At 43.5% G+C, this 20,392-nt stretch carries 18 protein-coding genes; 6 read left to right on the forward strand and 12 right to left on the reverse strand.

Features of this window, described 5'->3' with window-relative positions:
* Positions 1–13 precede the first annotated feature (13 nt).
* From msbA to glnE, 8 genes are all read right to left on the reverse strand, one after another.
* Entirely contained in the window at positions 14–1,717 is a 1,704-nt protein-coding gene (msbA, locus tag WDM69_RS04525; protein ID WP_411350838.1) for a lipid A export permease/ATP-binding protein MsbA, read from the reverse strand.
* A 159-nt stretch (positions 1,718–1,876) separates the two neighbouring features.
* The gene (locus WDM69_RS04530; protein WP_078306981.1) at positions 1,877–2,338 is read right to left on the reverse strand and encodes an ExbD/TolR family protein; all 462 of its coding nucleotides are present in this window, start codon (positions 2,336–2,338) and stop codon (positions 1,877–1,879) included.
* 51 nt (positions 2,339–2,389) lie between these two features.
* On the reverse strand, positions 2,390–3,082 hold the full coding sequence (locus tag WDM69_RS04535; protein ID WP_338755798.1) for a MotA/TolQ/ExbB proton channel family protein: 693 nt from the start codon (positions 3,080–3,082) through the stop codon (positions 2,390–2,392).
* A 267-nt stretch (positions 3,083–3,349) separates the two neighbouring features.
* Positions 3,350–4,459, reverse strand: coding sequence for a ParB/RepB/Spo0J family partition protein (locus tag WDM69_RS04540; RefSeq protein ID WP_338755799.1), 1,110 nt, complete (start codon positions 4,457–4,459; stop codon positions 3,350–3,352).
* Positions 4,460–4,512: 53 nt separating this feature from the next.
* Positions 4,513–5,334: a ParA family protein gene (locus WDM69_RS04545; protein WP_338755873.1), complete on the reverse strand. Its 822-nt coding sequence runs from the start codon at positions 5,332–5,334 to the stop codon at positions 4,513–4,515.
* Between the two features lie 45 nt (positions 5,335–5,379).
* A complete protein-coding gene (rsmG, locus tag WDM69_RS04550) occupies positions 5,380–6,228 on the reverse strand; it encodes a 16S rRNA (guanine(527)-N(7))-methyltransferase RsmG (RefSeq protein ID WP_338755800.1) in 849 nt (282 codons plus the stop codon).
* 187 nt (positions 6,229–6,415) lie between these two features.
* Positions 6,416–7,348: a branched-chain amino acid transaminase gene (locus WDM69_RS04555; protein WP_078306577.1), complete on the reverse strand. Its 933-nt coding sequence runs from the start codon at positions 7,346–7,348 to the stop codon at positions 6,416–6,418.
* A gap of 149 nt (positions 7,349–7,497) precedes the next feature.
* Complete coding sequence (gene glnE / locus WDM69_RS04560) at positions 7,498–10,467, reverse strand: bifunctional [glutamate--ammonia ligase]-adenylyl-L-tyrosine phosphorylase/[glutamate--ammonia-ligase] adenylyltransferase (RefSeq protein WP_338755801.1); 2,970 nt, start codon at positions 10,465–10,467, stop codon at positions 7,498–7,500.
* Positions 10,468–10,702: 235 nt separating this feature from the next.
* On the opposite strand from glnE, the gene tusD reads away from it, so the two are divergent.
* The 4 genes from tusD (at position 10,703) to WDM69_RS04580 (ending at position 12,425) form a co-directional block, all read left to right on the forward strand.
* On the forward strand, positions 10,703–11,095 hold the full coding sequence (gene tusD / locus WDM69_RS04565; protein ID WP_411350837.1) for a sulfurtransferase complex subunit TusD: 393 nt from the start codon (positions 10,703–10,705) through the stop codon (positions 11,093–11,095).
* 11 nt (positions 11,096–11,106) lie between these two features.
* Entirely contained in the window at positions 11,107–11,418 is a 312-nt protein-coding gene (locus tag WDM69_RS04570) for a hypothetical protein (RefSeq protein WP_338755803.1), read from the forward strand.
* A 108-nt stretch (positions 11,419–11,526) separates the two neighbouring features.
* Positions 11,527–11,994 carry a hypothetical protein gene (locus WDM69_RS04575; RefSeq protein ID WP_078306580.1) on the forward strand — a complete coding sequence of 156 codons (468 nt, stop codon included), beginning with the start codon at positions 11,527–11,529 and terminating at the stop codon, positions 11,992–11,994.
* Positions 11,995–12,077: 83 nt separating this feature from the next.
* A complete protein-coding gene (locus WDM69_RS04580) occupies positions 12,078–12,425 on the forward strand; it encodes a TusE/DsrC/DsvC family sulfur relay protein (protein WP_338755804.1) in 348 nt (115 codons plus the stop codon).
* Positions 12,426–12,484: 59 nt separating this feature from the next.
* Here the strand turns inward: WDM69_RS04580 and WDM69_RS04585 are convergent, their stop codons facing one another.
* The 3 genes from WDM69_RS04585 to dnaB are packed head-to-tail and all read right to left on the reverse strand — an operon-like array spanning position 12,485 to position 15,792.
* On the reverse strand, positions 12,485–13,354 hold the full coding sequence (locus tag WDM69_RS04585) for a symmetrical bis(5'-nucleosyl)-tetraphosphatase (RefSeq protein WP_338755805.1): 870 nt from the start codon (positions 13,352–13,354) through the stop codon (positions 12,485–12,487).
* 49 nt (positions 13,355–13,403) lie between these two features.
* Positions 13,404–14,315: a 16S rRNA (adenine(1518)-N(6)/adenine(1519)-N(6))-dimethyltransferase RsmA gene (gene rsmA / locus WDM69_RS04590; protein ID WP_078306582.1), complete on the reverse strand. Its 912-nt coding sequence runs from the start codon at positions 14,313–14,315 to the stop codon at positions 13,404–13,406.
* Positions 14,305–15,792 (reverse strand): replicative DNA helicase, encoded by a 1,488-nt coding sequence (gene dnaB, locus WDM69_RS04595; protein ID WP_338755806.1) that lies wholly within the window; start codon positions 15,790–15,792, stop codon positions 14,305–14,307. Before dnaB ends, rsmA begins: the two co-directional genes overlap by 11 nt.
* Positions 15,793–16,066: 274 nt before the next feature.
* Between dnaB and pdxA the strand changes: the two genes are divergently transcribed.
* Both pdxA and WDM69_RS04605 read left to right on the forward strand, forming a co-directional pair.
* Positions 16,067–18,574 (forward strand): 4-hydroxythreonine-4-phosphate dehydrogenase PdxA, encoded by a 2,508-nt coding sequence (gene pdxA, locus WDM69_RS04600; RefSeq protein WP_338755807.1) that lies wholly within the window; start codon positions 16,067–16,069, stop codon positions 18,572–18,574.
* Positions 18,575–18,615: 41 nt separating this feature from the next.
* Entirely contained in the window at positions 18,616–19,065 is a 450-nt protein-coding gene (locus WDM69_RS04605) for a DUF2254 family protein (protein ID WP_078306584.1), read from the forward strand.
* Positions 19,066–19,103: 38 nt separating this feature from the next.
* Here WDM69_RS04605 and WDM69_RS04610 read toward each other — a convergent pair whose 3' ends face one another.
* Entirely contained in the window at positions 19,104–20,330 is a 1,227-nt protein-coding gene (locus tag WDM69_RS04610; RefSeq protein WP_240494830.1) for an HmuY family protein, read from the reverse strand.
* Positions 20,331–20,392 lie beyond the last annotated feature (62 nt).

Genomic DNA, 20,392 nt, shown 5'->3' on the forward strand with positions numbered 1-20,392 from the left:
TCAACCACATTATTTAAACAGGCAAATTTTCATCAAAATTACGTCGATAAAGCTGGGAATAGACGCCATTTTGGCTCATTAAAGTGTCATGCGAGCCAATCTCAATGATTTTGCCTTGCTCCATGACCACAATTTTATCCGCTTTTTCAATGGTGGTTAAACGGTGAGCAATGACCAAAGTGGTGCGGTTTTTCATGACGTTGTTTAACGCCTGTTGGATAAAATGTTCAGATTCATTGTCCAATGCACTGGTGGCTTCGTCCAGAATTAAAATCGGAGCATCTTTTAACAAGGCTCTGGCAATCGACAAACGTTGACGCTGCCCTCCTGACAGCTGCAACCCTTCTGCCCCAATTTGGCTATCAATGCCCTGCGGTAACTTTGCAATGAATTCATCGGCATAAGCGGTTTTAATCGCCTGCTGAATCTCAGCATCACTTTTATCAGCAAGTTTGCCATAAGCGATGTTATTTTTGACGCTGTCATTAAACAAAATCACTTGTTGATTGACCATGGCGATTTGGTTTCGAAGTGATGCCAAACTGTAGTCATTAAGCAAGACACCATCAATACGGATACTGCCTGTGTTCGGTTGCAACGTGCGAGTCAGTAAGTTGACCAATGAAGTCTTGCCTGCCCCACTCCGCCCAACAAAAGCGACTGTTTCTCCTTCAGCAATGTGTAAATTGAATTCATCAATGGCGGTCGTACCGTCTTCATAGACCAAACTGACCCCATCAAAATCAATCACTCCCTTTATGGTTCGACTTTGTTTGCCCAAATCTTCTTCTTCAGGGTGGTCTAATAGCTCAAAAATCGACTCAGCGGCAGCAACCCCACGTTGTAATCGTTGATTGATGTCGGTTAAGTTCTGTACAGGTTTGACGATTAACCCTGCTGCCACCAAATAGGACACAAACTCACCTGCACTGATGCCACTTAACACTTGTGGACGCATGGCAATCCACATGATGGCACTCAGAGCCATCGCCAACAATAGCTGAATAATTGGGGTGTTGATGCTTGCAACCACCACCACTTTTAGCCCTTGCTCAAGGTTGCTTTTAGATGCCTTATTAAAGCGTCGCTGTTCATAGTCTTGTCCACCATAGTTTTTAACCACTTGGTAGCCATGAATGACCTCATTACTGATGTGGCTAACTTCACCCATGGTCTGCTGAATGCCTTTGGATAAATTTAAAAACTGTTTGCTGGCATAACGCACCAACACCATGATGGGCGGCAATACCAAAAACAACAGCAAACTGAGCTTCCAATTCAAATACAACAAATAGACCAACAACCCAAAGATGGTAAATCCATCACGGATAAGGGTCTTTAGTGAGTCTGTACTGGCAGCGGTAACCTGCTCCACATCAAAAATCAGTTTGGACGAGATTGTTCCTGCAGGATTTTTAAGATAAAAGCCACTTGGCAAACGCAATAATTTATTAAAAACTGCCACCCTAAGTTCATAGACCAAATTGCGAGAAATCAAGGCAGAAAAGTAATTACCCAAAAACGCCCCTAGCCCACGAGCAACAAATAACACAATGACCAACAAAGGCAACAATGACATTTGTGCTTGATTGTTTTGACCGATGGCATCAATAATTTGCTGTAATATTTTGGCAATACTGACTTCTGTGGCAGAGTTGATGATAAAGCCAAGGGTAACAAGAAGCATTGCCCACCAATACGGATAGACGTAACGCATCAAGCGACGAAAAGGGTGTTTGGGAGAACTTAAGCGATATAAAACGTTTATCTTAGGGGGTAACTGTGGCATAGATGACTGAATATAACCCAATGATATATAAGCCAATGATGGCATAAACCGACAAAAACCAGCAATTTATGGCATTGGCGGTTTTGTTTATGGTGTTGATGTTGTTGGAGTGAGGTTTGTGCTGGTTGGCAGTTGTCCGACTGGCACAACGGTGCTGATATTCATGTTCACAAACCCCATTTTACCCGCCACATCCATGACACTGACCACCGATTGATGGGTGGCATTGGCATCGGCAGCAATGACAAACAACAATTTGCGATCATCTCCTGCTTCTTGCTGAATCATGTTTATCAGCTCAGCTTCGTTACTGACTGCCAAGGAGATGCCATTGACCAAATAACTGCCATCTTCTTGTACCGCCACTTCAATGCGTTTGTCATCTTCCACAATTGGCACACCCTGTGCTTCGGGTAAAACGATGTTCAGCTTACTAAAGTGATTAAATGACGTTGCCAATAGTAAAAATACAATCAAAAACAACAAACAGTCAATCATTGGCGTTAAATTGACTTCTAAAGGTTCAACGATAGGTTTACGAAAACGCATACGCCATCCTTTTAACTGATTTGTCATGATTGGTTCATCATGATTGATTGACTAATGGTGTGATGCGTCAGCAGGTCTGACATATAAAGGATCTGCCCCAATGGGCATTGAACTGCGGTGTTCATAAGATGGCATCAAGTTAAAATCATACAACTCTTGCATCATCAGCCCAGCTTGGGTCTCAAACTCAGCATTGATGTCCACGATGCGACGCTGAAAATATCGATAACCCACCAACGCAGGAATGGCAACAATCATGCCTGCCGCTGTGGTAATCAACGCTTGCGACACGCCTGCTGCCAGCATGGTTGGGTCTTGCATGGCAACATCACTGATTGCTAAAAATGAGCTGATGATGCCAAGCACCGTCCCTAATAACCCCAATAGCGGAGCAATCGCCCCTATTGTTCCTAGCATGTTGATGTTTTTTTCTAGGGCATGGATTTGCACACTGGCACGGTTTTGCATGTGCATGGTCATCGATTCCACACCATAATGCCGATATAACAGACCTGTGGCTAAGATATCACCAAGCGGATTTTTTTCTTTAACATTCATCAACTGAGTGCGACTGATGTCATCAGCTTCTCTAAGCCGATTAATCAATTGTTCACGCAAACGTTTAGGAGCAACTTTATCCAGCTGTAATTGACTTGCCCGCTCAATGATGATGATGAGTGCCAATATTGAACACAACACAATAGGCGTCATCAGCCAACCGCCCGCTTTTACCAACTCCCACATAATGCCAAACCCTAACGACCCATTAAACCCAATAGATTTAATATCAAACGCTTAATATGAATGCTTATATATTCACAGCATTCAATGCCCATATTTTATTCACAGTATTTTTCATTCACAGTATTTTGTGCCAAATACAGGCTTTAAAACATGGCATTATAAAGTATTTTGGTGAATGAATAAACCAATGTTACAGAGTGTGTGTTGCTGTTTTTTCATGTTTTTTTTCAGTCAGTATTCTTGTCAATCTTTTTGCCAGCCCTTTTGCTAGCTTTCTTGGTAGTGCATTTGACTCAGCAGTTGTGATAATTCTTCAGCATTATCAAAAAATATCTCCACACTGCCTTTACCATTGGCTTTTTGTTTCAGTTTCACCACCGCCCCAAAATGGTCAGACAAACGTTGATTTAGCCGTTCAATATCATGGCCATGCCGTTGTTGTTGGGCTTGTTCAGAAGATTTGCGTTCTGGTTTTAAAATCGACTTCACCAATTTTTCAGCTTCTCTGACAGTCATGGCTTGTTCGATGATTTTTTTGCCAATGATGGGTTGTTGCTCTTGTGATAATGACAGCAAGGTTCGGGCATGACCCATGTCAATATCACCTTGGTTTAGCCATACTTTGATGTCATCGTGCAATTGATTAAGTCGCAGTAAGTTAGATACTGTGGTGCGTGCCTTTCCCACCACATCAGCAATCATGGCATGGCTCATGTCAAATTCACTATGAAACCGTTGCAAAGCTTCGGCCTGCTCCATGATGGTTAAGTCTTCTCGCTGAATGTTTTCGATGAGTGCCAAAGCGATGGCAAGTTCATCAGACAATACCCGCTCGATGGCAGGTATGTGTGTTTCACCTGCCATTTTTGCTGCTCGCCAACGTCGCTCACCTGCGATGATTTCGTGAGTAACTTGCCCATCAGTTTTGTCTTCATTGGCTAATAGCGGTCTGATGACAATGGGTTGCATGATGCCATGTTGGCGAATGGATTCAGAAAGCTCTGCTAAAGCAGGCTCACTCATGTCTCGTCTGGGCTGATATTTGCCAGACTGTAATCGCCTGATGTCAATTTTGATAAGACTGATGTCAGCATCATTTCCCACATCTGTGCTGGGGGTGTTGATGACGTTGGTAGAGTTGTTGCGTTTGCCCAGCGATGGCTTAATGTTGGTGGCAACCTCCTCGCTTTTAACAGAATCGTTGGTAACAAAATCACTGTTAACAGCGCTTTGAGCATTGTCATCGCTTGATGTGTCCAAACGCAAATGTAATGACGCATTGTCTGTCAATGCAGTGGTGATGGTTTTTTCACGCTTGATTGAGCCTAGCAAGGCATCTAACCCTCGATTACTGCCTAAACCTCTTTTTTTTGCCATGAATACTACCTATTCAGTCAAAATATGAATAATGAATTGATAACCACATTAAATTAAGGCGTTTTTGTTTGCAAAGAAAGTGACATTTGCTTGGTTTTTTGCTTGGTTTGTTTGATGACTTCGTTAGCAAGTTTTTGATAAGCCTTAGCCCCTTTAGAATTGGCTTCATAATCAATGGCGGTCATGCCGTGAGCTGGGGCTTCTGCTAAGCGAACATTACGAGGAATGCAAGTGCGATACATAATATCACCAAAATGGGCATCTAATTCATCAGAAACATCGTTAGCCAGAGTATTACGACTGTCAAATAAAGTTCGCACCACTCCCCTAATATGTAGCTCTGGATTTAGCTCAGTTAAGCGATCAAGAGTACTGGATAAATCCGCCAATCCTTCTAATGCGTAATATTCACATTGCATGGGAATGATGACTCCTTGTGTCGCCACCAAGGCATTGATGGTCAATAGATTTAGGCTTGGAGCGCAGTCAATAAGAACATAATGATAAGGTTTTGCTTGATTTTCTTGCGTGTCTTTTAAGCGGCCAAGGGCGGTCTTTAATAGCCTATGGCTGTCGGTTTTACCCATCAGAGTAATGTCCATGCCTGCCAAGTCTTTATTTGCTCCCACCACGTCAAACCCCGATGGTGATGTTACCACCGCTTGTTGTACAGGCACGCCTTCAAGCAACACATCTGCCATGGTCAATTGTAACTCTGATTTGTCCAAGCCTGTGCCAGATGTGGCATTGCCTTGTGGGTCTAGGTCAATCAACAAAACTCGTTTATGTTTGGCATGTAGGCTTGCAGCCAAATTAACCGCTGTGGTTGTTTTGCCAACACCACCTTTTTGATTGGCGATTGCAATGATTTCCATCATAAGAAATATGACACCTTTGCTACAAATAATTTGAATATTAGGTCAGTATGACTGCATGGTAACCAAATGTCGTGGCTCATCTAAATAGGGTACGTCAAGTTCGATAAGTTTGATGCGCCAGTTTTGTGATAGCTGCGCATACTGTTCAGCAGTCTCTGATAACATCATATCGGTTTTGGCATCGATTTTGACATCAGTATGGTCAATAGATTGACCATCACTGTTTTTTGCCACAAAATCCATCTTTAAATGCGACACCTCTGGCAGGCGAGCTTTCATTGCCAAAAGATGACCAGATTCTGTCAAATAAGGCATGGCCATATCAGCAAACGTTTGCAAATTGGCAAATGCTCTTGAGGTTATCCAGTCATAACTGTCCGTGTGGGTTTCAATATGGGTTTCAATGCGTGACGCCACTGGCAAACAGTTACGAACGCCCAACTCACTGGCAACCTGCTTGATAAAGCGTATTTTTTTTTGGTTACTGTCCAATGCCACACACTGCACATCAGGGCGACAAATGGCGATAATCATCGCTGGCAATCCTGCTCCCGTTCCCACATCTAACAAACGAATGGGGGCATCAAGAGCATCAACCGCCAAACGGTCAGCTGGCAAATGTGCCACCATTGCCAAGCAATCCACAATGTGCTTAATAAAAGCGGTTTTTGGCTCACTGATGGCAGTTAGGTTATAGGCTTTGTTCCAAAACAACAGCATATTAAGATAGCTTAACAACTGCCACCGTTGTCCTGCTGATAACTCAAGCTTGGAAAATTGCTTGAGTGCATTATCTAGCATGTTGCTAATAACAACCGCATCGCCTTTTAACGCTGTCAAATCTGACAGCTGACCGATACTCACAGAATGATTGGCTTTTTGATTAGTCATAGAATGTGCTTATAAGCGATGTCATAAATGGCCATCAAAATGATGCAAAAAACCATTTTAACATGACACAGGCAGGGAATGAACAAAAAAAGACACCCCTAAAGCTGTCTTTTTATTTTTGTATGTTGTTTTTGCCTATTTTTGCAGACTGCTGACAATCACACACCACATCATTTAACAAGCCACATCATTGATTAACATAACTCAACCAATGAGCATATTTATCATTGCGGCCATGCACCACATCAAAATATAGGCTTTGTAATTGTTCAGTCAGCTCACCACGACCGCCATTACCGATGATTCTGTCATCATATTCACGAATGGGGGTAACTTCCGCTGCTGTGCCTGTCATAAAAATTTCATCTGCCAGATAAAACTCATCACGAGTGATGCGACGCTCATGCACCTTAATGCCTAAATCTTGGGCAAACTGCATGATGGTACGGCGAGTGATGCCATCTAATGCCCCACCTGCCAAATCTGGGGTGTGTAATTCACCATTTTTGACCAAAAATAAATTTTCCCCAGAACCTTGACAAACGAATCCTTGGGGGTCCATTAAAACGGCTTCATCATAGCCATTTTTGGTAACTTCTTGATTGGCTAAGATGGAGACAGGATAGTTGCTCGCTGCCTTTGCCTTACACATGGTAACGTTGGGCAGGTGATGTGTGTAGCTAGATGTTTTGACTCGAATGCCATTTTTTATGCCATCTTCGCCCAGATATGCTCCCCAATGCCAAGCAGCAACCATGGCGTTAATGCTGTTGCCACAAGAAGAGATGCCCAATTTTTCTGCCCCAACCCATATTAAAGGGCGAATGTAAGCTTCAGCCAGTGCATTTTTAACAATGACTTGTTTTTGTGCTTGCTCAAGTTCATCTTGACTGTATGGCACATCAAGTTGCAAAATTTTGGCCGAACCAAGCAGACGCACGGTATGATCTTGTAAGCGAAAAATTGCTGTACGCCCATCATCGGTCTGATAAGCACGCACACCTTCAAACACCGCCATGCCATAGTGTAAACTGTGAGTAAACACATGTATCTTGGCATCTGGTTGCTCAACAAAAGTACCGTTTAGCCAAAGTTTTCCTGTTTGTTCTGCCATGTTCATGGTTCATTCCTTTTTCAATTTTGTTGCAAATAACGGTTATGATATCGCTGTTTAAATGCGATGTTACAAATACCATGATAAACAGCATATGGTATGTCTTGGATTATAGCACCATTTACAAGCAACTTTTCTATTTTTGATTTGGCTATTTATGTGATTCCCATACTGTGATGCTCATATAATGGCAACGGCAACTGCTCTTTTTTTAATGATGGCGTGTCAGCATCACTTTGTCGTGAGCCTAAGATTTCATACCAAATGTCTTTAACTGCTTGACGGATTTGTTGCCATTTATCTTTATCAACCACAAGCGATTTTTCAGACAATGCCAGTTGATGCGTGGCTGTTCGAATCAATAAATAGCTGTCCGTCAAGATTTTGCACTGTTCGCTGGTGAATATGTGGGTCTGCTCCAAGGTCTCAAAAATACGCACATTATCTGACCATCTCGCCAATTCAGGGTATTGATGAGAATAAGCAAGCACCGCATATTGAGCCAAAAATTCAATGTCCACAATGCCACCAGTATCCTGTTTAAGATGCACTTTGCTTTGGTCTTTAAGCGTTGTTTGACTGCCCAAATGGGTTTGCATCTTTGCTCGCATTTCAATAACAGCCTGCTTGACCGCTTGTGATTCTCTGGGCAAACACAACACTTGCCTGCGAATGCGTTCAAACACACCCATCACCTGCCCATCACCACAAATGCCACGGGCTCGCACCAAGGCTTGATGCTCCCATTCCCATGCTTTTTCTAACTGATATTGCTCAAAGGCGTTGGCAGAAACCACCATCAAACCAGCATTACCAGACGGTCTTAGTCGCATGTCAATCTCATAGGCTCTCCCATCACGAGTTTGGGTGCTAAGATAGTTCATCAATTTTTGGGCAAGTCTGGCAGCAAACTTCATGCCACTGATGGATTTTTCTCCTGTGGTCATTGCACGTTCATTGATTTGATGCAAAAACACCAGGTCTAAATCTGATGAATATGACATCTCAATACCACCCAATTTACCGTAGCCAATGATGGCAAAACCACATGCTGATTCTGTAACAGGTTCACCTTGCTGATTAATGGGGTAACCGTGTCGCTTCACCAAACTTGTAAAGGCAAAATATAAGGCTTTTTCCAGCACCACCTCAGCAATGAAGGTGAGCGAGTCTGACACTTTCATGATGGGGCGTTCGGCAATGACATCACTGCTTGCCACCGCCATTACCTGTATTTTTTTGAACAATCTTAAGACATTCAGCAGTCCTTCTTCATCATCAGGCTCAACCCCAAGCAAACGTTGCTGTAAGACATCACGCAACTTGGCTTTATCTGGCAAATGATGATGGCGTTGTTGTAAAAACGCATCAAGCAACACAGGATAACGTGCCAACTCACTGGCAATCCAAGGACTGGCGGACAGCATGGGAATTAGGTTAAATGTGGCATTGGGGTTTTCTGCCAACATCACCAAGTAAATCGACCGCCGACAAATGGCTTCAAGCAAATCTAACAATCTGGGCAAAGCGTCATTTGCCCCTTGTTGTCTTTGCTCGTGTTGCAATAAAGCAGACACCATGACAGGATAAGCACGATTTAACCGTTCTCGTGCTTCATCGGTTAATGATGCCACCATTTTACTTGCCCAAAAGTCTTTGAGCCGTCGTTCATTATCAGCAGTCAAGATGACATTTAGCTTACCCACATCTTGCTTGTCAGGATAAAATGCCTGCTCATGGGCAAATTGGCGGTAGGTTACCATTTTATCAAATTGGACAATCACTTGATGGCGATGCTCATCTAACTGTGCCAACAATGCTTGCCAATCATCAAACCGCAACGTCATTGCCAAATTGTGTTGCCATTGGTCATCTGTGGGTAGCCGTTGGGTCTGTTGATCGTGAATGGCTTGAATGCCATGCTCCAACCGCCGTAAAAACCGATAAGCAGACTGCAATGCTTGGTAATGCTCTTGACTTAACAAATCAAATTCCACCAACCGCTTCATCGCCTGCAAACACGGCTTGACCTGTAACTGTGGATAACGCCCCCCATAAATAAGCTGAAACGCTTGCACAATAAACTCAATGTCTCGAATACCCCCTGCGCCAAGCTTGATATTGCTTAAATCCTCACGCTGAGCCACTTGGCTTTGTATCATCGATTTCATTTCCCTTAATGCCGAAAACGCACTATAATCCACATAATAACGGAACACAAACGGCTTAATGATGCTGGTTAATCGCTTGGCAAATCCAGCATCAATGTCATTTATCACCCGTGCTTTTAACCAAGCGAACCGTTCCCAATCACGCCCATGTTTGCTAAAATATGTCGTCAACGCCGACTCATGAATTGCCAAATCACTGCCATCGCCCCATGGTCGAAGTCGCATGTCCACTCGAAACACAAACCCATCAGCCGTGTTGCTGTCCAATAGCTTAATGATGCCTTGCCCCAAGCGAGTCATAAACCGTTTATTATCAATCGGCTTGTATTTTTGTTTGTGTGTGCTTGATACATCAACTGATGATTGACTTGACAGCTTTGGCGGTTGAGTCTCTCCTTGACCTTGATGCACCAATATCAAATCAATGTCACTGGATAAATTCAGCTCTTTTGCCCCAAGCTTGCCCATGGCAAAGATTGCCACATCATCTTTGACAGCCGTTCTTTGTTTGTTATTCGCCCCCAACACCATCGGTTCACCATAACGACGCACCAGCTGATTGTACACATAATCTTTGGCAAACTTGACACAACCATCAGCAAAAGCTGACAGCTCTTCAGTCAGCTTCTCAAGACCAATCAGATGTAAAGCATCTTGCCATATCCATCTCATCATCAGTAGGTTTCTTAACTGACGCAGACCTTTCATAACCCCTTGCTCATCGGCAAGCTGATACTCTGCATCTAAAGTGTAATCTTGGATAAGGTCTTCGATTTGCTGTTTGCTTAGCGTGCTAGACAGCGGATAACCACGCAAAAAGGCATCACAAACGCCAGACTGCTTGGCATATAACTGATGGGCAAACTCACTGGCTTGCTCTAAGGCTTTTTTTTGCTCAGAGGTGGGGGCTGAATTTTGGGGGGCTAAATTATTGGGGATTGCTTCATTGGACATATGATGTTACCTATTTTTTGGTAATGGCTTTTTGGCAACGACTGTTTGGCATTGGCTTGGCATTGGTACTGACCGATGGCATTAATCGATGGCACTGACACACAGAAATCAGCAACACACAGACAATTTGTTAAAGAAGATAAGTTTTGCTATACTTATCTGACCATAAGTTTAAACTAGATGGTTTTGTATGTCACACGCTGTTACTGATACATTTCTCCCCACATCGACCCCCATGCTTGTCTTGATGACTCGCCCACCGACACATTCATTGGCACATAAAGCACTACAATTTTGCCAAGCTTATGCCAAACAAATGTATGCTGATAACACATTATCCACGGAATTAAAAATATTCTTTTATGGCGATGCTGCCAGCATTGCCAACCGATTGCGTTGGCAACCTGATGACCAAATCAACCTAACCCAAGATTGGCAAAAATTTGCTCATCAGCATGGCATGACCTTGCCTGTGTGCGTCAGCACAGCGTTGGCACGTGGGGTATGTGATGCAGACAATGCCAAACGCCATCAACTGACAGGGGACAGTTTGGCAACAGGTTTTAAATTGGTGGGTTTAAGTGAGCTTGCCATGCTGATGGACTCGCATAAAGTGGTGACTTTTTAATGAACATTCTTATGGACATTCACGCACCCAACGAGCTTTTGTTATACGAAGCATTGGCTTTGGCCTTGACCTTGGCAAGTTTTGACCATCGAGTACAGTTACTGCTTCATCCAACCACTTATGGGCAATTATTGGCAAAAAACACACGAGTGTCAGGTATGATTGAATCATTACCATTGTATGACCTGCCCACCGTGTGGCTTCAAGACAGCGTACAAACAGGTTGGCTATTTGGCATGCTTGAGCCAACTTTGGCAGAGCGGTTTATGTTCGTTCCTGAAAATGTGGATTATACAAAATTTGAGCAAGTGTTATCACTATAGCCTATTCAAATTCAAAAAAACCATGATGATAACGACATAAAAACCATGATGATAACGACATAAAAACCATGCCATATATGAAACCTTACCGATTAAGAGCCAGTTCATATGCACACCCAACTGATTTTATTGCACAGTAACTTGGATAAATTAAAGAAAAATACCGCCACACTGATGACATTTATCCATCAACCGACCAACACTCAACCGACCAACATTCACACACAAGTTTTATTGCTTAACCAAACCGCAGCTTATGCAGACTGGCTGTTTACTTACCTAGAAACGTTTATCAGCGACATGACAGCAGACACGGACATGCCAATGAATGGCAATCTGCCAGATGATACGCCCTTAACTTGCTTGTCTTTAACCAGCACCGAAACCAGCACCGAACAAAGCAAGATGAGGCAAATTAGCTGGTTTGCCTTAAAGTCCGACCTTGATGCCATGAACCCAACTGCTCAACAAGCCGTCAAAACAACATTGCAACGTCATGACATCAACTTAATTGACGAGTTGATGTGGGTGGATTTGGTGAATCAGGCAGATAAGGTCATCACCATTAGCCAATGACATGCCTCCCCCTAACACCCCCCACAAATCAAAAAATAATTCAAAAAAAAAAACAATCAACAGCAACCAAACGGCTTAAAAATATGGCAAATAACGCATCTTTAAATCTACCCTTAGATGACTTACCCTTAGATGATGAGGGCCATTTGCTCAATCATCATCAGTGGACACCACAAGTGGCTCAACAACTGGCAGATACCCTGGACATCACCTTAACCGATGTTCATCATGTCATCTTAGTGACGGTTAGGCAGTTTTATGCCACTTATCATCACCCGCCAGCCACTCGTGCATTGATTAAATATCTACAACAACAACTGCCCAAGCAGGGCATCAGTAACCAACTTTTACAACAGCTGTTTAACACAGGGCTGGTGGCAAGGCACGTCAATCGCATTGCAGGATTACCCAAACCGCCTAACTGCCTATAAACCACATGCCATAACCACACAGTCATCACCGACTGTCATCACAGCTCATCAGCCATTCACTACTGGCTGTCTTTAATAGAATGGGCGGAATTGACAGCATTGACAACAGGATTATCCATTGCCGTTACTTTACCACTGTCCAAATGATACGCCAACAACTGCCCTCCCCACACACAGCCACCGTCCAACGCCCTAGCATGGGGTAAATCAATCTGTCCTTGCAACGCTGCCCAATGCCCAAATAAAATCTTACGCTTTCTTTGCACCTGCCAGTCAAACCAAGGACAAAAATCTTTGGGCATTTTTTGCTTTAAATCCCCTTTAAAATGAAATTCTAAACTGCCATCACGCTTACAAAGTCGCATGCGAGTGAAATAATTGCAGATGGCACGCACTCGTGTGTAGCCATGCAACTTATCTGACCAATCATCGGCTTGTTTACTGTATAGATGTGGCAACAGCCTGTCTAAATATTTTAAGCCACTTCTTAGTTGAGCTTCTAACTCTTTGGCATGGCCATCAGCGTCTTTGATGTGCCAATGGGGGGGAATGCCTGCATGTACCATGACCGTATTGGCATCAGGATACTGCAATACTGGCTGGTGTCTAAGCCAGTTCATCAACTCATCAACATCTGGTGCGTCAAGTATCGGTTGGGTTTTGTCTTTGGCTTTGACTTTAACCACGCCACGCCATGTAGCAATCAAATTGATGTCATGATTGCCAAGCACAATGTCTGCCGTCCCTTGTTCGCACAGTTCTTTGACTTGTCGTAAGGTGGCAAGTGAATCTTCTCCACGAGCAACAATATCACCTGCCAGCCATAACTTATCTTGGCGTTTGTCAAAATTTAGTTTATCTAATAATAAATTAAAAGCTTGGTAACACCCTTGTAAATCACCAATGACGTATTGATGTCGGAAAGCCACTTTTGCTCCTTTTGCTTTATGTTGGTTAATACATATCAGTTAGGATTGCTTATTGACCACTGTCGTACAAAACATGACTCAATGCCACAAAGTCTGCCACCGTCAGCGTCTCTGGGCGTGCCATTTCATCGACTCCGATGTCATCAAAAGCAGTGGTTGGCAGGGTTGGTAATAGGGCATTTTTTTTGAAAATCGCTCGTAAAGTCTTACGGCGGTGATTAAAACATTCTCTGACCACCATGGCAAATCGTGCTTCATCGTTGGCGGTAACAGGTTTTTTAACATAAGGTGTTAAACGAAACACCGCACTGGTAACTTTAGGCGGTGGGTTGAACGCCCCATTTGGTACGGTGAGCAAATATTGTGGCTCACAGTGATATTGCATCATCACCGATAGTCTGCCATAGGCTTTTGTACCCACGTCAGCCGTGATTCGGTCAACCACTTCTTTTTGTAGCATAAAGTGCATGTCTTGGATAATGTCTGTAAAGTTAAGCAAATGAAACAAAATGGGCGTGGAGATGTTATAAGGCAAATTGCCAACAATGCGTAACTTATCGCTGGCACTGACAACAAATGTCTTGTTAGCTGGTTTGGTGGCTTGTTTGCTCTGAGTTAAGTTCTGATGCAGCAAGCGATAATCCACTGTCATGGCGTTATCTTGCACAATGGTAAAGTTACCATGGCTGTGCGCACCAATACGCAACCGCAAACTGCTTGCCAAGTCCTTATCCAATTCAATCACCGTCATGTTATCCACTTGTGAGAGCATCGGCTCAGTCAATGCCCCCATACCCGGACCTATCTCCACCAATAAATCATCTTTTTGTGGATAAATGGCATCAACAATCTGAGCGATGATGGATTGGTCATGTAAAAAATTCTGCCCAAAGCGTTTGCGTGGTTGGTGAGCATTGAATTGGTGGGCATTGATAAGGTGGGTAAGGGTATCATTCTTCATAAGATGGTATGTCCATGCTAAACTCATTCGTCAAGTTTTTAAAGCGAGTGTATTGCCCTTCAAACTCTAACCGCACTGTGCCGATAGGACCATTTCGCTGTTTGCCAATGATAATCTCAGCAACCCCCTTGGCATCGGTATGTTCATTGTACACTTCTTCTCGATAGATAAACATAATCAAGTCTGCATCTTGTTCAATCGCCCCAGATTCACGTAAATCTGACATGATGGGGCGTTTATTGGGGCGGTTTTCTAGGCTACGATTCAACTGTGATAAAGCAATCACAGGGCAATTCATCTCTCTGGCCAATGCTTTTAAGCTACGAGAAATTTCGGAGATTTCACCGACTCGATTGCCGTCCATGCTTGGCACTTTCATCAATTGCAAATAATCCACCACAACCAACCCAAGCCTGCCATCATAAGCCTTAGCGATACGGCGACAGCGTGAACGCACTTCTGATGGTGGTAGGGCTTGTGAGTCGTCAATATATAGCTTGGTGTTTTGGATATGTTCAACCGAATTTATCATTCTTGCCCATTCTTCTTCATTCATCTGCCCTGAACGCAAACGGGCTTGGTTGACCATACCCCATGATGATATCATACGCATGACAATGGATTCAGACGGCATTTCCATGGAGAACATCACCACAGGTAAATCATGCTTAAATAAGACGCTCTCTACCAGATTCATGGCAAAGGTGGTTTTCCCCATGGACGGACGTGCCGCCACAATCACCAAATCACCATTTTGTAACCCTTGTGTTTTGTTATTTAATTCCACAAAGGTGGTCTCAAGCCCAATCATGCCACCTGGGGTTTTTCTGAGTTCATCAATTTGATTGACCACGCTGGGAAGAATGTCGCTAACCGCCGTTGGGCCTTTTTGTCCTGCTCGCTTGCTGTATTGCTCATTGATGGCAAAAATACTTGACTCAGCCTTATCAAGTATCTCGCTGATGCTTTGTTCTTTGGGCTGATATGCCAAATTAAGCACCTCATTACAAGCGTCAATCAGTTGACGTAAGGTGGACAGTTCTTTGACTCTCTCAGCATAGCCAGTTAAGTTAAATAAAGTGGCAGGGCTTTGCGATAAAATATCACCCAAATACTGCTCACCGCCTGCCATGTCCAACTTTTTTTGTCGCTCTAACCATTCATAAACCATGACGCTGTCATACGGTTCATTGGCGTGGGCTAAAGCACTGATGGCATTAAATATGGACTGATGTCGCACAGCATAAAAATCTTGTGTTCGCACAATATCAGCAATGCGGTCATACGATTCACTGACACTCATCAACGATGCCAACAGTGCTTTTTCAATTTCCATGTTATGCGGTGGCAGTTGTTTGAGCAACCCTTCTTTGTTTAAGCCATGTGAACCATGTGCTTGATGCAAGTTTGTGTTGGTTGCTGATTCTTGTTTTGATGGCAAGGTTTGTTGGGGAATGTTGAGTTGTGATTCAGTCATGATTAACCTAAAGTGCGTTTTGTTGATTGCGTTTTATTGATTGTGTTGTGTGGTTGATTGTGTGATTGATTTTTAATTGGTGTTTAATTGGTGTTTTGGTCATCAGATATGGCGAAAATGCCCATAACCTTATAAAATGACGTGTCAGTAAGGTCTAACCAAGCATTTAAATGATGTTAACGTCATTGACGTTAACTTAAATGATGAATGATGTTAGCCATGCTTTATGTGGCTTTTATAAGCTAAGTGTCGCAATATCAGTGTAGGAACGTCTATGACACACCGCCCCTTACTCATCACCACAGGTGAGCCAGCTGGCATCGGTATGGATATTATATTACAACTTGCCTCCGATGGCACACTCAATCGCCTGCGTCATCGCCATCATTTTCCCCCATTTTTGGTAACTGCCTGCCCGCAAGCCTTACAACAGCGTCAAACACAGCTTATCAACACATTAGACAGAAAACCAAATTGGCAAGTCATTAATTTAGCCACTGTTAAAGACTGGCAAACCCAAGTTAAAGACTGGCAAACCCAAGATTTTTTGGTATTGCCCATCGCCACCGCCGAGCCTGTTCAGCCAGGCATCATCAATATCCATAATTCTGCTATGGTGCTTGAACAGTTGCGACTGGCACACACGCTTGCCAGTCAACAAAAGGTGGCTGGCATCGTAACCGCTCCTTTACAAAAATCTGCCTTAATTGATGCCAAGCTGACTTTACCTGATGGCACGCCATTTAGTGGACATACCGAATATTTTATGCAAATGAATGGCATTGATGGTATTAACAATAAAGTGGTGATGATGCTTGCCAATCAAAAAATGAAAGTTGCCCTTGTCTCTACCCATTTGCCCTTACACGCTGTGGCAGCCGCCATCACTCCAAAGCAGGTACACATGACGGCACACATTGTATTAGATAGCCTGATACATAAGTTTGGTATTGCCAAGCCCAAAATATTGGTCTGTGGTCTTAATCCCCACGCAGGTGAAGGTGGACATTTGGGTAAAGAAGAAATCACCATCATCAACCCCGTACTCACCAAGCTACAACAACAAGGACACGACATCAGTTTGGCGATGCCTGCTGATACCTTGTTTACTCAGCGGTATTTGCAAGAGTGTGATGCCATCATTGCCATGTATCATGACCAAGGGTTACCTGTGTTAAAATCACATGGTTTTGGCGATTCCATCAACATCACCTTAGGACTGCCCTACATCAGAACATCTGTCGACCACGGTACGGCATTGGATTTGGCTGGCACAGGACAAGCATCAGCCAGCAGTTTGGCTCAAGCCTTGGTGAGTGCCATTGACATGACAACCAACATGACAACTGACATAAACTCACGTTATTCTTTTAACATCAACCCTAACACTCACGTTAATATGAACCCCACCGAAACCCACCCTATGATAATGACCAATAAACCTGCTTTAAACCCACTGTCTACCGCTTTGACTGCCTTTGGCGATCAGGTATTTGCCCGTCATGCCAGCATCCATATTGACACCGATGCCCTTTGTCATAATTTACAACAAATCAAGACCCTGAGTAAAACAGCCAAAGTACTTGCCATGGTTAAGGCAGATGCTTATGGGCATGGTATTGATGTGTGTTTGCCTGCCCTAATAGATGCTGATGCCATCGGAGTGGCATGTTTGGCAGAAGCCATGGACTGTCGAAAAGCAGGTTGGGATAAGCCCATCTTATTGACAGAAGGGGCATTTAGCTATGATGAATGGCTACTTTGTCAAAATCAGGGCATGATGTGCGTCATTCATCAGCACAGACAATTACAATGGGCATTGTCTTGGGCAGAAGTGCATTTACTGCCCAGAATGACAAATGCCAGTTGCAACGACAGTATCGCCAATATCGCCAATCACGCAACAGATGACCCACGCCCCATTGTTTGGGTTAAGTACAACACAGGCATGAACCGCTTGGGTTTTGATGCACGACAAACGCAAGTGGCGGTTGCCCAGTTATATGCCGCAGGATTTGATGTGGTACTGATGAGCCATTTTGCCAATGCAGACAGTTTTAAGCGGATTAATCTGAATGACCAACATAATTGGATAAGCAGTAAATCCCAAATTCAACGTTTTAATGATTTGCTTGATTTGCTTAGGCTAACCATTAGCCCAAACATTCAAGCGTCATTATGTAACTCTGCAGGCATCATTCGTTTTGCTGACCAACACCATGATTGGGTACGCCCCGGTATTTTGTTATATGGCAGTTCTCCTTTTAATGACATCTGTGCTGAGTCGCTTAATGTGCGTACGGTCATGACATTCATCAGTCGCATCATGGCGGTGCATCACTTGCAGGCAGGCGAATGTGTCGGCTATGGCAGTTGTTGGACCGCCCAACACCCCTGCCATGTGGCGGTGGTCAGTGTCGGCTATGGTGATGGTTATCCTAGGGTGGTGGATAAGACCGCTTATGTTTGTGTGATGTTGCCACCCAACATGAAACGCCCTCACCACCAAAACGCTAAAAATGACACCTTGAGCATCGCCTGCCCCATCATTGGTCGGATTGCCATGGACATGATGATGATAGATGTCAGTCATTTGGCGAGACATTTTACTGATGACAAACAGACTTTTGTTGACTTATCAGAGTTGATAGGGTGTGATGTCGTCTTATGGGGACAACCGCCCAACGCCCCTCACATTGATGCGATAGCAACGTCAGCAAACACCATCAGTTATGAATTGATGTGTCGCCTTGGGCTAAGACCAACACGCCTGACGGTCTGATTGGCTTTTATGATTATTTTATTTGATTTTTAAGGAAAATTATGTGGTATCGCATCAAAGCTTGGCTCACTGACCCAGATCGCAATCTTTGGATCATGCCCACAATTGGGGTGATATTCGCCTTGGTATTTTCTCTGGCCGCTGCCATAGGCAACCGCTATTTGGCAGAAGATGCTGTACCCAGCATCGCCGCTGAGACATTATCAAGTCTACTTGACATCATCGCATCAAGCATGTTGACAGTAACCACATTTTCCCTATCCATCATGGTAACCGCTCTTGGTTCAACCTCTGATAACGCCACCCCGAGAGCAAGGGTATTTGTGGTTGCTGATGACAGCACTCGCTTGACCATTGCAAGTTTTGTGTCAGCGTTTATTTATGCCATCATCGCACGAGTGGCATTGGGAATGCAGTATTATGGCACGCAAGGGGGATTTTGTGAACAATGGCATGCCAATGTTTGCTTTGTATCGAGAACAGGCGTTTGATGATGAACACATCAATGCCATCGACGGCATGTTAAGCATCATTTTGGTTGAATGTCAAAATGATAGACAAAGTTTGTTGGTAAGGGTGAGCCATCAGCATAGCCTATCTCCTTAAGTCGCATTCGAGCATAGCTATTGCCCTCTGCTGAGCGAATTAATGCCCCTTCTGCCACACTTTCAGGTTTTGCTGACAGTTTATGTGTTCTACCATCATAGGTATACCAACCAAAATCCAACACGGGGAAATTGCCTTTATGGGTAGGATTAAGAACAGAACTTAATGTGTCTTGTACCCATTTAACCTGATTATCTTTGACATCATATGCTTGGATATCCGTTAACTCTTTAAGTGCTTCTTTGCTGTTATCAGAGGCAAACTTGTTGGTGATGGGCTGATTTTTTTCATCATAATAGCCAGTTGGTGTTTTTGCCAAATAAGCCCCAACCTTACCCTGACCAGAATCGCCACCATTTAATTTCACATTCATGCGATTAAACGCAATGTGCCACTCTTGATTTTCGCTGGTTATTTGATTGGTTTTTAGATTAAAATATGCCCATTTATCTGTGGCACTGGCATCAATGGTTTTGGTGTTGACGTTGTTAGGGTTTGCCACGTCGATATAACGAATGGTGGGGTAACCTGATGTGCCTTTTTCATCATAGTAGCCGATGATTTGTAACGCATACACCGGGGCTTGGACACTGCTTGTTGTTGTGCGATTGCTTGAGTCTAAGGTGATTAAATACACACGATTATTGGGATAAAGCTGATGTTTTGCTTTTAGGTTGTAAACATACCAAGGCTTATCTGCAAAAAGACCAGCTGGCTTATCTTGTTGATAAAAGCGACTGATGTCTTGATTGGTTTTAGGATCATAGGACGCATATTGATAGGTTTTTAAGGTCTGCCAATCCCTAAGACCCAATGCCCCACCATGACCATTGCCACTTGTGCCACCATTTGTCCATAACTTATAAGCACGATTTTTATGCTCAAGCTTAACATCCCATACATCGCTGGAGCATGCCACTTCTGCCTTGCTGTCAAAATCATAACAGCTTTCCCCTGCCTTTTGGGTATTCACATGCCATTGGGCAGTTTGGCTAAAACCTTGAGATGGCTTAGCAGATGGTGGGTTATGTTGTGAGCTGACATGATTATTTGAGTCATTGCCACACCCTGCCAACAGTGAACTTACCAACAAAGTTTGAGTAAATACCATCAAAGTTGACGGTGATTTTAAAGCCAATAATCGCATCATTTTCTCCTTAGAGCCGAGTATGCTCTTAAAAACGTGAAAAGTTAAGTTAAAAACTGGTTAAA

Origin of the sequence: Lwoffella lincolnii, assembly GCF_037201985.1 — a bacterium.
Taxonomy (GTDB): Bacteria; Pseudomonadota; Gammaproteobacteria; order Pseudomonadales; family Moraxellaceae; genus Psychrobacter; species Psychrobacter lincolnii.

Bases quoted from the DNA above. Each gene is read 5' to 3' on its own strand.
- WDM69_RS04580 (WP_338755804.1), top strand. From the start codon at position 12,078: ATGGCAAATAACGCATCTTTAAATCTACCCTTAGATGACTTACCCTTA.
- msbA (WP_411350838.1), bottom strand. From the start codon at position 1,717: ATGCGTTACGTCTATCCGTATTGGTGGGCAATGCTTCTTGTTACCCTT.
- rsmG (WP_338755800.1), bottom strand. From the start codon at position 6,228: ATGACTAATCAAAAAGCCAATCATTCTGTGAGTATCGGTCAGCTGTCA.
- dnaB (WP_338755806.1), bottom strand. From the start codon at position 15,792: ATGACTGAATCACAACTCAACATTCCCCAACAAACCTTGCCATCAAAA.
- WDM69_RS04605 (WP_078306584.1), top strand. From the start codon at position 18,616: ATGTGGTATCGCATCAAAGCTTGGCTCACTGACCCAGATCGCAATCTT.
- WDM69_RS04545 (WP_338755873.1), bottom strand. From the start codon at position 5,334: ATGGAAATCATTGCAATCGCCAATCAAAAAGGTGGTGTTGGCAAAACA.
- tusD (WP_411350837.1), top strand. From the start codon at position 10,703: ATGCTTGTCTTGATGACTCGCCCACCGACACATTCATTGGCACATAAA.
- pdxA (WP_338755807.1), top strand. From the start codon at position 16,067: ATGACACACCGCCCCTTACTCATCACCACAGGTGAGCCAGCTGGCATC.
- WDM69_RS04570 (WP_338755803.1), top strand. From the start codon at position 11,107: ATGGACATTCACGCACCCAACGAGCTTTTGTTATACGAAGCATTGGCT.
- rsmA (WP_078306582.1), bottom strand. From the start codon at position 14,315: ATGAAGAATGATACCCTTACCCACCTTATCAATGCCCACCAATTCAAT.
- WDM69_RS04575 (WP_078306580.1), top strand. From the start codon at position 11,527: ATGCACACCCAACTGATTTTATTGCACAGTAACTTGGATAAATTAAAG.
- WDM69_RS04535 (WP_338755798.1), bottom strand. From the start codon at position 3,082: ATGTGGGAGTTGGTAAAAGCGGGCGGTTGGCTGATGACGCCTATTGTG.
- glnE (WP_338755801.1), bottom strand. From the start codon at position 10,467: ATGTCCAATGAAGCAATCCCCAATAATTTAGCCCCCCAAAATTCAGCC.
- WDM69_RS04610 (WP_240494830.1), bottom strand. From the start codon at position 20,330: ATGATGCGATTATTGGCTTTAAAATCACCGTCAACTTTGATGGTATTT.
- WDM69_RS04530 (WP_078306981.1), bottom strand. From the start codon at position 2,338: ATGCGTTTTCGTAAACCTATCGTTGAACCTTTAGAAGTCAATTTAACG.
- WDM69_RS04540 (WP_338755799.1), bottom strand. From the start codon at position 4,459: ATGGCAAAAAAAAGAGGTTTAGGCAGTAATCGAGGGTTAGATGCCTTG.
- WDM69_RS04555 (WP_078306577.1), bottom strand. From the start codon at position 7,348: ATGAACATGGCAGAACAAACAGGAAAACTTTGGCTAAACGGTACTTTT.